Genomic DNA, 14184 nt, shown 5'->3' with positions numbered 1-14184 from the left:
CACACATGTATGTGGGGACACTGTCCTTCGATCTGCTTCTCGGCGACGTACGGTCGTTGAAGGAGAAGCGCTCCATAGTCCGTCCGATCGTTGCCGAGCTCCAGCGCAAGTACGCGGTGAGCGTGGCGGAGACGGGCGGTCAGGACCTCCATCGCAGGGCCGAGATCGGCCTCGCCGTGGTCTCCGGGGACACCGGGCACCTCACAGACGTACTCGACCGGTGCGAGCGGTTGGTCGCCGGCCGGCCGGAAGTGGAGCTGCTGTCCGTACGGCGGCGGCTGCACAGCGACGAAGACGATTGAGCAAGGCGAGAAGGAGACGGACCAGTGGCCGACAACGCGCGGGCTAAGAAGCTGGCGGACCTCATCCAGGAGGTGGTCGCCGAGAAACTGCAGCGTGGAATCAAGGACCCGCGCCTGGGTACGCACGTGACCATCACGGACACCCGCGTCACCGGCGACCTGCGGGAGGCCACGGTCTTCTACACGGTCTACGGCGACGACGAGGAGCGCGCGAGCGCGGCGGCCGGGCTGGAGAGCGCCAAGGGCATCCTGCGCTCGGCGGTCGGCTCGGCGGCGGGGACGAAGTTCACCCCCACGCTCTCCTTCGTGGCGGACGCGCTGCCCGAGAACGCCAAGGCGATCGAGGACCTCCTCGACCGGGCACGGGCCTCGGACGCCAAGGTGCGCGAGGCGTCCTCGGGCGCCACGTACGCGGGCGACGCGGACCCGTACCGCAAGCCGGAGGACGAGGACGAGGACTCACCTTCCGCATGACGCAGAACAAAACGCCGGACGGCCTTGTCATCGTCGACAAGCCGTCCGGCTTCACTTCGCACGACGTCGTCGCCAAGATGCGCGGCATCGCCCGGACCCGCCGCGTCGGCCACGCCGGCACGCTGGACCCGATGGCGACCGGAGTGCTCGTGCTCGGCGTCGAGAAGGCCACCAAGCTCCTCGGCCATCTCGCACTGACCGAGAAGGAGTACCTCGGTACGATCCGGCTCGGCCAGGACACGGTCACGGACGACGCGGAGGGCGAGATCACCTCGTCCACCGACGCCTCCGGTGTGACGCGCGAGGGCATCGACGCGGGCGTCGCCGCCCTGACCGGCGCCATCATGCAGGTGCCGTCCAAGGTCAGCGCCATCAAGATCGACGGCAAACGGTCCTACGCACGGGTGCGTGGTGGCGAGGAGTTCGAGATCCCGGCCCGGCCGGTGACCATCTCGTCCTTCCACGTCTACGACGTCCGTGAGGCCGTCGCCGAGGACGGCACCCCGGTGGTCGACCTGGTCGTCTCGGTGGTCTGCTCCTCCGGTACGTACATCCGGGCCATCGCGCGCGACCTCGGTGCCGGGCTCGGTGTGGGCGGGCATCTGACCGCCCTGCGGCGTACCCGCGTCGGTCCGTACGGTCTCGATGCCGCGCGGACGATCGACCAGCACCAGGAGGAGCTGGTCGTGATGCCGGTGGCCGAGGCCGCCGATTCGGCCTTCCCCCGCTGGGACGTCGACGACAAGCGCGCCAAGCTGCTGCTCAACGGCGTGCGGCTGGACATGCCCGCGTACCCGCCGGGTCCGGTCGCGGTCTTCGGGCCCGACGGACGCTTCCTGGTCCTCGTCGAGGAGCAGAAGGGCAAGGCCAAGAGCCTCGCCGTCTTCGCCTGACAACCGGGGCCGTTCCGGCCCCTCGTCGTGGCTCCCGTCGTGGAGCGGGCAGGACCTCTCTGCCCGCTCCACGACCCCCCACCGGATTCTGTCCGGCGAACACCCTTGATTCACCCCAACGGGCAGGCGCTCGGAGTGAATCGGGGGTGCAAACGGGGCGCTTTTACCCCGAGTGCTTCTCGCGCCGATCACCATCGCCATAACGTCGGATCATGGGATGCGGGGACCGGGCGACGCTGGTACGACTGTGCGATCCGGCCGGCCGGCCGCGGGGGACCGGCTTCGTCGCGGACGGCCGGGGCACGGTGGTGACCAGTCACGAGGCGGTCGACGGGCTGCCCCACCTCCTCGTGCACGGCGCCGACGGCCGCAGCTGCCGCGTCGAGGCCCTCGACATCATCGCCCTGCCGGAACTGGACCTCGCGCTCCTGCCCACCGGCGGACCGGAAGCACTCGGCGTGCCGCCCCTGCCGATCGCCCCCAGGGAGCGGATCGACTCCGGTACGTACGTCACGATCGCCGCACACGGCTGGCGCGAGGCGCGCGTCCTCGGTACGGCCTCGGTGACGTACACCGCCGGCGGCCGCACCCACACGATCGGCCGGGCGCTGGAGCTGGCCCTCGGCACGGACGGCAGCGACGCCCTACGGCTCCGCGGTGCGGCCGTCGGCGGGCCCGTCCTCGATCCGGACAGCGGCGCCGTCATCGCCGTCCTGGGCACCGCCCTGCGCACCGGACACGACGCCGCCGGCTGCGCGGTTCCGCTGGCCGGCCAGGACCGCGACGGCCCGCTGGGTGCGCTCCTGCGGCGCAACGCGATGGAAGTGCCGGGCTACGGAACCGACCTGAACGCGGCGGGGGCGCTCCAGCTCACCGCCATGTCGGTCGGCTCCGCGGGCGGCCCGGTCGCCTGGCCCGATCCGGTGGAACGGCCCGACGCCCTCGCGGAGTTCCACACGTTCACCGCGGCCGGCCCGACCACGGAGCAGCCCGCGGTGGTGCTCGGCCTGGTCGGGGCACCCGGCACCGGCCGCACCACCGAACTTGCCGCGCTCGCCGCACGACGGGCCCGGGGCCCGGTGCCCGCGCTCACCCTGTGGCTGCGCGGCGCCGATCTGCTGGCCGACGACACCTCCGTCGCCGACGCGATCGCCCGCACGCTCCGGCAGGCGGGCCGCATCGTCACCGCCGCCGGAGCCGTCGGTGACATGGCGACCGCCACCCCTGAGCGGGTGGCCCGGCTGGCAGTGGACGCCGGCAGCCCGCTGCTCGTCCTGCTGGACGGCCCCGAGGAGATGCCGCCCGTCCTGGCACACCGGCTGGCCCGGTGGACGGCGGGCACGGTCGACTGGCTGCGCGAGCACGGGGCACGGCTCGTCGTGGCCTGCCGGCCCGAGCACTGGGAGACGGCGGGCGCGCTCTGCCCGCCGGGTGCGCTGCACCGCCCGGCCCGGCCCGCCAGGCGGCTCCCGTCGGCCGTCCGCATCGGCGACCTGACCGTGGGCCAGGCCGAAAGGGCCCGGGAGGGGTACGCCCTCCCGCCCGACGCGCTGGCCGTCGGCCACGACCGGCACCCGCTCACGCTGCGGCTGCTCGCGGAGGTACGCGAGGCGCTGCCGGCGGGCGCCCCGGGGCGTCCCGACACCGAGGAGGTCTTCGGCGCCCACCTGGACCTCATGTGCCTGCGCATCGCGGTCCGGATCGCCGCCCAATGGCGTCCCGCGCCGCACGGCAGGGCGGTGCGGCGGCTGGCGGCGCGGGTGGCGGGCCAGGTCCACGAGGCGGCCCGGCGCTGCCTGGGGCCCGGGCAGGGGGAGCTGGACCGGGCCGCGTTCGAGGAGGTCTTCCCGTGGCGCACGGGCTGGGCGTCGGCGGTACTGACCGAGGGCCTGCTGGTGCCGGCGGGAGCGGGATACCGGTTCGCGCACGAGGAGCTGGGCGACTGGGTCCAGGGTGCGCATCTGGACCTGGAGGCGGCGCTGCGGGCGCTGGTGCACCGGTGGCACGCGGACGCGGGGGAGAGGGACCGGGTGCCACAACCCCGTCGACCGGGCGGGCGGCCCGCGCCGGAGACGGCATCCGCACCGGAGCAGCCGCACACTCTTCCCGTGCCGCGCCACCGCATCGGGCCGGTGATCCAGGCGCTCCTCCTGCTGGGCCGCCGCCAGGGCCCGGCCGCGCTGGCCCACCGGCTGGCCGACCTGATCGAGGCGCTGGACCGGCTGACGGCCGCGGAGCCCTCCGAGCCCGCCCAGCCCGACCCATCCGCACAAGCCGCGGAGGGCCCCCCGGACAGCGGCGTGCCGTTCCCCGACGCGCGCTGGTGGGCCGTACATCTGCTGTCGGAGACGCTGCTTCGGGTCCCCGACGCCAGGCCGCACCTCGGGGTGCTCCGGCTGCTCGCCGGGCGCATCGTCCGGAGCTCGGCCGATGGCGGCGGGTCCGTTGCGCGGGGTACGTACGCCGAGCTCGGACCGTGGTTCTGGCGGCGGCTGCGGCTGCCCGAGGCGGACCGGATGGATCTGTTCCGGCGCCTCGTCCCCGCCGACGGGCCACCGCGCAGCGACACCGACTCCGAAGGGGGCAGCGGGCGATTCCTGGACGCCGTGGCCCGTCGGCTCGCCGCCCAGCCGCGTACGATCCAGCCGCTGCTGTGCGCCTGGTTCACCGACGAGCACCCGCTCGCCGCCGACGCGGGCGGGGTGCTGCGGCCCACCGTGGCGGCCGCGGCCCAGGCGCTTCTCTACGCACGCCGCGATCTGGCCGTGGACGATCTGACCGACGCGCTCGTCTCGTCCGGCCACCCCCGCGCCGACGAACTGCTGGCCGCGCTGGCCGAGGACGAGCCGGCCGCGCTCTGCCGGGCCGTCGAGCGGTGGTCGCGTGACGAGGACCGTCGGGTCCGGCGGATCGCGGCCGCCTCGTACGGGGCGCTCGTCGCCCCGCACCTGACCCGCGACACGGATCGCGCCCTGCTGCGCCGCGCCGCCCTCGCTCTGCTGGCCCGCCCGGCCGACACCGATCTGCACGGCCCCGTGCTCGCCCTGCTCGTCGCCGATCCGCAGACCAGGGACCGCTATCTGCCGCAGGCCCTCCGGGCCTTCGTCGCGGGCGGGCCCGAGGTGACCGTCGCCGCACTCGCCGTCGCGCTGCCCACACATCCTGAACCGGTGCTGGCCGCGTACCGGGAGCGACTCGTCTGCCCCGGGGACGGCGCGGGTGAGGTGCTCCGCGCGCTCGCCGGGCTCGATGCTCCCGCGCTCGCCCTGCACACCGCCGGGCTCGTACGCGCCTATGTCGACAGCCACCCCGGGGACACCTCGCACACCGCCGCCTACCTCGACCGCAGGCTGGAGCACGGGCCCGCCGCACGGGCGCTGCTGCTTCCCCTGCTGACCGGACTGCTCAGGGACCGCCCGGCGCCCGCGCCGGTCAGAGGAGCACTCGCCGGGGTACTGGCCTCGCCCGGCGGCCCCGCGTCCCAGCAACTGCGGGACACCTTGCTGGAGGTGCTGCTGGACTTCGAGCAGGGCGGTGCGTACCGGGACCCGATCGTGCTGGAAGCGCTGCTGCGGGCTGCCGCGACCGGCTGCGGCGGGCGGTCGCAGGCCCGCACCCGGGCCCTGGTGCACCGCACCGGGATGCTGCTGGTCCGTACCCCCGAAGGGGCCGGTCTGTTCGACCGGCTGCTGGTCGTGCTCGCCCGTGACGTGCCCGGGTTCGGCGCCCTGGTCATCGGGTGGCTGGCCGACGCCCCGCAGGAGTGGGCGGCGGTCGTCGGCCCCGGCGCGCGGCGGACGGTGGAGGCGCTCGGGGCCCCGATGACCATGCCGATGCAGGCCGCAGGGCGTGAGCATGGCAGTCTTAGACCTGCGTAAGAGGCAAACCCACGTACACAGGTTCGGGCGAGGAGCGGTCAGAGTGCAGCGCTGGCGTGGCTTGGAGGACATCCCCCAGGACTGGGGACGCAGCGTCGTCACCATCGGCTCCTATGACGGGGTGCACCGCGGACACCAGCTGATCATCGGCCGGGCCGTCGAGCGGGCCCGCGAGCTGGGGGTTCCGTCGGTCGTCGTGACGTTCGACCCGCACCCCAGCGAGGTCGTCCGGCCCGGCAGCCATCCGCCGCTGCTCGCCCCGCACCACCGCCGCGCCGAGCTGATGGCCGAGCTCGGCGTGGACGCGGTGCTGATCCTTCCGTTCACCACCGAGTTCTCGAAGCTCGCTCCGGCCGACTTCATCGTGAAGGTGCTCGTCGACAAGCTGCACGCACAGCTGGTCATCGAGGGGCCCAACTTCCGGTTCGGTCACAAGGCCGCAGGAAACGTGCAGTTGCTCACCGAGCTGGGCGACACGTACGACTACCGCGTCGAGGTCATCGACCTGCGGGTGCGCGGCGAGGCGGGCGGCGGCGAGCCGTTCTCCTCCACGCTCACCCGGCGCCTCGTCGCCGAGGGAGACGTGGCCGGCGCCGCCGAGATCCTCGGACGCCCGCACCGCGTCGAGGGCATCGTCGTCCGCGGGGCGCAGCGCGGACGTGAGCTCGGCTTCCCCACCGCGAACGTGGAGACCCTGCCGCACACCGCCATCCCCGCCGACGGCGTGTACGCGGGCTGGCTGCATGTGGACGGCGAGGCGATGCCCGCCGCGATCTCGGTCGGCACCAACCCCCAGTTCGACGGCACCGAGCGGACCGTGGAGGCGTACGCGATCGACCGCGTCGGCCTCGACCTGTACGGCCTGCACGTCGCCGTGGACTTCCTCGCGTACGTACGCGGCATGCTGAAGTTCGACTCGATCGACGATCTGCTCGTGGCGATGGCCGCCGATGTGAAGCGGTGCAGCGAGCTGATCGCCGCGTACGACGGAGGCTGAACCGCCCCCTGATCCGAGGGCTCCGGCCGGGACCGCTGTCATGCGGTCCCGGCCGGAGCCGTATCCGTGCCCTGCGTCGAATCTGCTCAGCTGCTGAGTTCCTCCAGCGTCTTTCCCTTGGTCTCCACGGCGAACAGGGCGATCACCGCGCCCGCCGCCGCCACACAGCCCAGCTGGGTGAAGACCATGGCCAGGCCGGCGCCCGAGCTGATGATCGCGCCGACCACGATCGGCCCGAGGATGACTCCGAGCCGGTTCCACACCCCGCCGAACGACGCCCCGCGCGCCCTGCTGCGGGTCGGGTAGAGCTCGGGTGTGTAGAGGTAGAGGCTCACGTTGGTGGCGAAGACGAAGAGTGTCGTGACGGACGCCCACGCCGCGACCTGGCCACCGGACGTGGCGCCGGAGACGGCCAGTGAGAACAGGGCGACGGCCGCCCCGCCGAGACCGACGGTCAGGGACACCCGGCGCCCTGCCCTGTCGATGACGAGCGCGACCAGCAGACAGCCGATCAGACCGGTCACATTGCTCAGCAGCGCGTAGTTGAGCGCGGTGCGCAGATCGAGACCGAACTCCTTGGTGTAGAGCGACGGCAGCCATGTGGCGATGCCGTGGTTGACGTAGTACGCGACGAACCACAGCGCCGACACCACGACCGTGCGCCGCAGATACCGCCCGGTGAACAGGTCACGCAGCCCGCCCCGCGCGGTCTCGACGGCCGTCGCGGGTCCGGGTTCGGGGAGCGGGGCGCCGGTCGACTTCGCCACGTCCTTCTCGATCCGCGCGATCACCTGTTCGGCTTCCGCGACCCGGCCCCGGGACAGCAGCCAGCGGGGCGACTCCGGCACCTGGCGGCGCAGGACGACGACGAGGAGGACGGGAAGGGCGCCGATCACGAACATCACCCGCCAGCCGAAACTGGGCACCACCCAGCTCGCGACGAGCGTGGCCGTGGCGAGACCGGCCGGGAAGATGAGTTCGTAGAGCAGCACGAACCGGCCGCGGTGCTCCGCCCGGGCGATCTCGTTGATGTACGTGGCGGCGACCGGTACGACACCGCCGATGCCCAGGCCCTGGACGAACCGGAAGAGGGTGAACAGGGCGAAGCCGGGGGAGACGGCGACGGCGAGGCTGGCCAGCGCGGTCACGGCGACGCCCAACGCGACGGTGTTGACCCGGCCGATGCGGTCGCCGAGCCAGCCGGCCACGAGCGCGCCGAGCAGCATGCCGACGGAGCCGCTCGTGACGATCATCGTTCCCTGACCGGTGCTCAGCCTCCACTGCTCGGTCAGGACGGGCAGCGCGGAGGCGGTCAGCAGCTGATCGAACGCCTCGAAGAACGTGACGGTGCCGATCAACGTGCGGACCTTGATGTGCCAGCGAGAGCTCGGCAGGCGTTCGAGTCTGGCCGAGACGGAGCTCACGGCGGGGCCGTTGGCCACGATTGACATGGGGATCCTTCCGCGAACAGGAGTTGCGGTGACCCTAGGAAGAAGTGTCTTAGCGGTCAATGACTAAGTGCTTAAATGTTACGAGGGTTTCCCGGGGCGGAAGCCCGGACGCGGGTGCCGGTTGTATCGTGAACACCTCACCGCTGCGCCGTGCGCGGTGTTTCCGGAAGGAGGCGCGGGGGCGCGGCGTCGCACCGTCCTCCCATCGCACATGACTCGTAGAGCATCCGGCCGCCCCGACGCGGTCGACCTCATCCTTGAGCAGTGGAAGCGTGAACTCCCCGCCCTGGACGCCTCGCCCATGGAGGTGCTCGGCCGGCTCCACCGCAGCTTCCTGCGGTACCAGGGACTGCTGTCCGACCTTTTCGAATGCTTCGACCTGAACATGGCCGCCTTCGATGTGCTGGCAGCTCTGCGCAGGTCAGGGCCACCGTACCGGCAAACGGCCGGTCAGCTCGCGGACATCGCCCTGGTCACCACGGGTGGCATCACGCTGCGGCTGGACCGGCTGGAGAAGGCGGGTCTGGTGACCAGGGAGCGCGACGGGGTGGACCGCAGGATCGTGTACGCGCGCCTCACCGAACGCGGCACCGAGATCGCCGACGTGGTCGCCGTCGCGCACTTCGCCAACGAGGAACGGATGCTCGCCGAACTGTCCGAGGTCGAACGGCGCCGGCTGGGTCTGCTGCTCGGCAAGCTGGAACGCTCGCTGGAGACGGCGGAGCAGACGCCGCCGGACCGTGCCGCACTGGCGGCGTCCATACGGAGGGATCCGCCGCACAACCCGTAGCGCTCAGTATCTCAGTACTCAAGCTTCGTCTATGGTGGCCGCATCAGGGCCGGGTGGACCGGGCCGGAGGAGGTCCGTACCGTGCGTGAACTGCTGTCGGAACTGCGCGCCTGGCACGATGCCGGCACCCCCTTCGCCCTTGCGACCGTCGTGTCCGTCCGCGGCAGTGCTCCCCGGGCGCCCGGCGCCATGATGGCCGTGACCGCCGACGGCACGGTGGCGGGCAGCGTCTCCGGGGGCTGCGTCGAGGGTGCGGTGTACGAGGTGGCCGGCGAGGTGCTCGCCACCGGCGCCCCGCAGCTGCGGTCGTACGGGATCAGCGACGACGAGGCGTTCGGCGTGGGCCTGACCTGCGGCGGCACCATCGATGTCCTTGTCGCCCCCTTTGCCGCGGCGGCCGACCGGTCCTGGCTCCGGGGCGTCGGTGAAACCGTCGCGCAAGGCGAACCGGTCGCCGTGGCCACCCTCCTTCCGGACGCCGCCTCCGCGGGCGCGCGACGGGTGGTGCGGGCGGACGGCGCGGAGGGCTCGCTGGGCAACGAGGGGCTCGATGCCGCCGTCACCGACGACGCCAGGGGTCTCCTCGCCCAGGGCGCGACCGGCCGGCAGTGGTACGGGACCCATGGCGAGCGCCGGATGCAGGACGTGTCGGTCTTCATCCAGACGTACGCGCCACCGCCCCGCATGATCGTCTTCGGCGCCATCGACCACGCGGCGGCGACCGCCCGTATCGGATCCTTCCTCGGCTACCGGGTCACCGTGTGCGACGCCCGCCCGGCCTTCGCGACCCCCGAGCGCTTTCCCACCGCCGACGAGGTCGTCCGCGCCTGGCCGCACACCTATCTGTCGGACACGGACGTCGATGCGCGCACCGTCCTGTGCGTACTCACGCACGACCCGAAGTTCGACGTCCCCCTGCTGCTGGCCGCACTGCGCACGCCGGCCGCCTACATCGGGGTGATGGGGAGCCGGCGCACCCACCTCGACCGGCTGGCCCGGCTGCGGGAGGAGGGCGTGAGCGAGGCCGACCTGTCCCGGCTCGCCTCACCGGTCGGGCTCGACCTCGGCGCCCGGACACCGGAGGAGACCGCCGTCTCGATCGCCGCGGAGATCATCCAGCACCGGTGGGGCGGCACGGGGCGGCCGCTCGGCGAACTGTCCGGCGCGATCCACCATCACGGCCGGCGGTAGCGGGCGGGCCCCGCTGAGGGGGCCCGCCGGCACCCCCTAGGGCTGCGCCACCGCCGCCGCGCTCGCCCAGTGGCACGCCACCTGGGTCTCGCCGCCGCCCGCGAGCACCGGCAGGTCCTTCGTACGGCAGGCGTCGGCGACACCGGCCCGCTCCGCCTCGCCCGAGGCCAGCACCTGGCAGCGCAGATGGAACCGGCAGCCCGACGGCACCCTGGACGGGTCCGGCGGCTCGCCGGTCAGTACCACCGGTTCGCCCTCGGCCTCCGGCAGCACCGACAACAGCGCCTGGGTGTACGGATGCTGGGGAGACGTGAGGATCTGCTCCACATCACCCGTCTCCACGATCCGGCCGAGATACATCACCGCCACCCGGTCCGCGATGTTCCACGCGAGACCGAGGTCGTGCGTGACCACCAGCGCGGACAGGCCCAGTTCATCCCTGAGCCGCAGCAGCAGCGCCAGGATCTCGCCGCGCACCGACGCGTCCAGGGAGGCCACCGGCTCGTCCGCCACGATGAGTTCGGGCTCCAGGACCAGCGCGCCCGCGATCACGACGCGCTGGCGCTGACCGCCCGACAGCTCGTGCGGATAGCGCAGGAAGAACCGCTCCGGCGGCCGCAGACCCGCCCGGGAGAGGGCGTTCGTCACCGCCTCCCGCTCGTCGCCGCCGTACCGGTGGATCCGCAGACCCTCGGCCACCGCGTCGTACACCGTGTGGCGCGGGTTCAGCGAACCGCTGGGGTCCTGGAGCACCAGCTGGACCCGCTTGCGGTACGCCTTCAGCGCCCGGCTCCCGTAGTCGAGCGGCTTCCCGCCGAAGGTGACCTGCCCGCCCGTCGGCGGGACCAGGCCCAGCAGTGAACGGGCCAGGGTCGTCTTGCCGCACCCCGACTCGCCGACCAGCGCGACGATCTCGCCCGGCCGGATGTCCAGGTCGACCCCGTCCACCGCACGCGCCGGGTCGGCGCCGTGCCTGCCGGGGAACGTGACCTGGAGCTCCCGCGCACTGAGCAGGTCCGTGGTGGTGGTCATGATGTGCTCCTTGCTTCCTCGGCGCCCTGCGGGGCCGCGGCCCCTTCCGGCCCCACCAGCACGCAGGCGGCCTCCCGCCCGGGTCCCGCCACCCGCAGCACCTGGTCCTGCGTGGTGCAGGAGTCCAGGGCCACCTGGCAGCGCGGATGGAACGTGCAGCCGGCCGGGAGCGCCGACGGGTCGGGCGGATCGCCCGGCAGCCCCCGAGGCGCGAACCGCGAGGCGGGATCCCCGATCCGCGGGAAGGCGCCCGACAGGGCCTTGCTGTACGGGTGGTGGGCCCGCTCGTAGACCTCGGAGGCCGGACCCTGCTCCACGACCCGTCCCGCGTACATCACGGCGAGCCGGTCGCAGGTGTCCGAGAGCACCGCGAGGTCATGGCTGATCATGATCAGTCCGAGGTCCTGTTCGGAGACCAACTGCTCGATCAGCCGCAGGATCTGGGCCTGGATCATCACATCGAGGGCCGTCGTCGGCTCGTCCGCGATGATCAGGCCCGGGTCGCAGGCGAGCGCCATCGCGATCATCACGCGTTGGCGCTGCCCGCCGGAGAGCTCGTGCGGATAGGCGTCCGCCCGGGCGGCGGGCAGCCCCACCTGCTCCAGCAGCTCACCGGCACGCTTGCGTGCCGCGGCCTGTGTCGTCTTCCTGTGCAGCACGATCGGCTCGGCGATCTGGTCCCCGATGCGGTGCACCGCGTTCAGCGAGTGCATCGCGCCCTGGAAGACGATCGACGCGCCCGCCCAGCGCACCGCCCTGACCTGACCCCACTTCATGGCGAGGACGTCCTCGCCGTTCAGCAGGATCTCGCCGGTGACCTTCGTGCCCGCCGGCAGCAGCCGCAGCAGTGCGAGCGCCAGCGTGGACTTCCCGCAGCCGGACTCCCCGGCGATGCCGAGCTTCCGGCCCGCGTCGACCTCCAGGTTCACCCCGCGGACCGCCTGGGCCCCGCCGGCGTACGTCACCGTCAGATCGCGTACTTCGAGAAGAGGCGTCTTGCGGATGCTCGTCGTGCTCAACGGGCCACCCCCAGCTTGGGATTGAGGACGGACTCGATGGCGCGGCCGCACAGCGTGAACGCCAGGGCCACCAGGGCGATGGCGATGCCGGGCGGCGCCAGGTACCACCAGTCGCCGGCGCTCACCGCACCGGCTTCGCGCGCATCCTGGAGCATGCCGCCCCAGGAGGTGATGGTCGGGTCGCCGAGGCCGAGGAAGGCCAGGGTGGCCTCCGTCAGGATCGCGCTGGAGATCACCAGCGTGGTCTGCGCGAGTACCAGCGGCATCACGTTCGGCAGGACGTGCCGGAGCATGATGTGTTTGTGCCCGCCGCCCAGCGCGCGGGCGCGCTCGATGTACGGGCGGGACTCCACGGCAAGGGTCTGAGCCCGCACCAGCCGGGCCGTCGTCGGCCAGGTCGTGACGCCGATCGCGATGATGACCGTCCACAGGGAGCGGTCCATCACGGTGGCGAGCGCGATGGCCAGGACCAGGGTCGGCATCACCAGGAACCAGTCGGTGACCCGCATCAGGACCGTCGAGTACCAGCCGCGGAAGTGCCCCGCGACGATCCCGACGACCGTGCCGATGGCCACACAGAGGAACGCCGCGAGCAGCCCCACGGTGAGCGAGACGCGCGCTCCCCAGATCAGCAGGGCGAGAACGCTGCGTCCGAACTGATCGGTGCCGAGCGGGAACTCCGCACTCGGCGACTCCAGCGCGCCGCCCGGAGCCTCGGTGACGCTCTGCGCGTCCGCGCCCGTCAGTACGGGCGCGCACACGGCGATCAGGACGATCAGGACAAGCCCGGCGAGCCCCCACAGACCACCACGGTGGCTACGGTACTGCCGCCAGAACCGGGCCAGGGACTGCCGCTTGCGGGCCCGGGCCAGTGCGCCCGCACTCCTGGCCGTCTCGGGCCCGGATTCCTCGGGTGCGGGGGCCTCGGCTCCCGGTGTGGACGCGGGCATGGATTCGGTCGTCATCGGCCCACCCGGGGATCGAGCAGCGGATACAGCAGATCGGCCAGGGTGTTCGCCAGGATCACCGCGGTGGCGAAGACGAAGAACAGTCCCTGGACGAGCGGAAGGTCGGGGACGCTCAGCCCTTGGTAGAAGAGGCCGCCGAGACCCGGCCAGGAGAACACGGTCTCGACCAGGATCTGTCCCGCGACCACATGGCCCAGGTTGACGAACATCAGGGTGAACGTCGGGAGCATCGCGTTGGGGACGGCATGCCGGCGGCGGACCGTGTCGTCGCGCAGCCCCTTGGCGCGTGCCGTCGTCAGGTAGTCGCTGCCCATCTCGTCGAGGAGCGAGGAGCGCATCACGAGGAGCGTCTGCGCGTAGCCGACCGCGACCAGGGTGATCACGGGGAGCACCATGTGGTGCGCGACGTCGAGCACGTACGCGAAGCCCGTCTCGTTGCCCGACTCCAGGCCGCCCGTCGGGAACATGCCCGGGATCGGGCCGACGCCCACCGAGAAGACGATGATCAGGAGCAGGCCGAGCCAGAATGCGGGCACGGAGTAGAGCGTGAGGGCGAGCGCGGTGTTGAAGCGGTCGCTCTTCGAACCGTTGCGCCAGGCGGTACGGGTGCCGAGCCAGATGCCCAGCGCGCTGTAGAGGACGTACGCCGTTCCGGTGAGGAGCAGGGTCGCCGGGAGCGCCTCGGTGATCTTGTCCATCACCGGGGCGTGGAACTGGAACGAGGTGCCGAAGTCGCCGGTGAGCGCGTCGCCCACGTAACTGGTGAACTGCTGCCACATCGGCTGGTCGAGGCCGAACTGGCGGCGCAGCGATTCGAGCTGCTCGGCGGACACGGGCCGCCCGCCGGTCATCTGCTTCACGGGGTCGCTGGGAATCAGCCGGAAGAGGAAGAAGCTGGTGACCAGTACGGCGAACAGCGAGACGGCCGCGCCGACGATCTTCGTGGCCACGTACTTCAGATAGGCCTTGGTGTTGCGCGCCCGTGGGCCGCGGGCGGCCGGGGGCGCGGCCGGAGCCGGGCCGTCCGTGTCCGCATCCGCCTGTTTCACGAGCGCCGGAGTGCTGTCAGCTGTCATGGGAACTCTCGTTACTCGTGCTGCACTTAGAGGGATCGGCCGGCGGGGCCCGGCTGCCCGGACCCCGCCGCCGTTCGCTCTCAACCCGTCCGCGGGAACTACCCGCGGTCCGC

12 protein-coding genes are annotated in these 14184 nt (G+C 72.3%); 7 read left to right on the top strand and 5 right to left on the bottom strand.

The window, feature by feature from the left end:
• The first annotated feature begins 5 nt into the window (after window positions 1–5).
• From OG912_RS06530 to OG912_RS06510, 5 genes are all read left to right on the top strand, one after another.
• A complete protein-coding gene (locus tag OG912_RS06530; RefSeq protein ID WP_326739190.1) occupies window positions 6–302 on the top strand; it encodes a DUF503 domain-containing protein in 297 nt (98 codons plus the stop codon).
• A 24-nt stretch (window positions 303–326) separates the two neighbouring features.
• The gene (gene rbfA / locus OG912_RS06525) at window positions 327–776 is read left to right on the top strand and encodes a 30S ribosome-binding factor RbfA (protein ID WP_326739191.1); all 450 of its coding nucleotides are present in this window, start codon (window positions 327–329) and stop codon (window positions 774–776) included.
• Complete coding sequence (gene truB, locus OG912_RS06520) at window positions 773–1669, top strand: tRNA pseudouridine(55) synthase TruB (protein ID WP_327708572.1); 897 nt, start codon at window positions 773–775, stop codon at window positions 1667–1669. The genes rbfA and truB overlap by 4 nt, the downstream gene beginning before the upstream one ends.
• A gap of 212 nt (window positions 1670–1881) precedes the next feature.
• A complete protein-coding gene (locus OG912_RS06515) occupies window positions 1882–5547 on the top strand; it encodes a serine protease (protein ID WP_327708571.1) in 3666 nt (1221 codons plus the stop codon).
• 43 nt (window positions 5548–5590) lie between these two features.
• Complete coding sequence (locus OG912_RS06510) at window positions 5591–6544, top strand: bifunctional riboflavin kinase/FAD synthetase (RefSeq protein WP_326739194.1); 954 nt, start codon at window positions 5591–5593, stop codon at window positions 6542–6544.
• Between the two features lie 86 nt (window positions 6545–6630).
• Here the strand turns inward: OG912_RS06510 and OG912_RS06505 are convergent, their stop codons facing one another.
• A complete protein-coding gene (locus tag OG912_RS06505; protein ID WP_327708570.1) occupies window positions 6631–7995 on the bottom strand; it encodes an MFS transporter in 1365 nt (454 codons plus the stop codon).
• A gap of 211 nt (window positions 7996–8206) precedes the next feature.
• On the opposite strand from OG912_RS06505, the gene OG912_RS06500 reads away from it, so the two are divergent.
• Window positions 8207–8785, top strand: coding sequence for a MarR family winged helix-turn-helix transcriptional regulator (locus tag OG912_RS06500; RefSeq protein WP_327708569.1), 579 nt, complete (start codon window positions 8207–8209; stop codon window positions 8783–8785).
• 81 nt (window positions 8786–8866) lie between these two features.
• On the top strand, window positions 8867–9976 hold the full coding sequence (locus OG912_RS06495; RefSeq protein WP_327708568.1) for an XdhC family protein: 1110 nt from the start codon (window positions 8867–8869) through the stop codon (window positions 9974–9976).
• Window positions 9977–10012: 36 nt separating this feature from the next.
• On the opposite strand, the gene OG912_RS06490 is transcribed toward OG912_RS06495, so the two are convergent.
• The 4 genes from OG912_RS06490 to OG912_RS06475 are packed head-to-tail and all read right to left on the bottom strand — an operon-like array spanning window position 10013 to window position 14071.
• Window positions 10013–11008: an ABC transporter ATP-binding protein gene (locus OG912_RS06490; RefSeq protein ID WP_327708567.1), complete on the bottom strand. Its 996-nt coding sequence runs from the start codon at window positions 11006–11008 to the stop codon at window positions 10013–10015.
• On the bottom strand, window positions 11005–12027 hold the full coding sequence (locus OG912_RS06485) for an ABC transporter ATP-binding protein (protein ID WP_327708566.1): 1023 nt from the start codon (window positions 12025–12027) through the stop codon (window positions 11005–11007). Before OG912_RS06485 ends, OG912_RS06490 begins: the two co-directional genes overlap by 4 nt.
• Entirely contained in the window at window positions 12024–12992 is a 969-nt protein-coding gene (locus OG912_RS06480; RefSeq protein ID WP_443060953.1) for an ABC transporter permease, read from the bottom strand. Before OG912_RS06480 ends, OG912_RS06485 begins: the two co-directional genes overlap by 4 nt.
• On the bottom strand, window positions 12989–14071 hold the full coding sequence (locus OG912_RS06475) for an ABC transporter permease (protein WP_327708565.1): 1083 nt from the start codon (window positions 14069–14071) through the stop codon (window positions 12989–12991). Before OG912_RS06475 ends, OG912_RS06480 begins: the two co-directional genes overlap by 4 nt.
• Window positions 14072–14184 lie beyond the last annotated feature (113 nt).

The organism is Streptomyces sp. NBC_00464, assembly GCF_036013915.1.
GTDB lineage: Bacteria > Actinomycetota > Actinomycetes > Streptomycetales > Streptomycetaceae > Streptomyces.
This window is presented reverse-complemented; position numbering and strand designations above follow the sequence as displayed.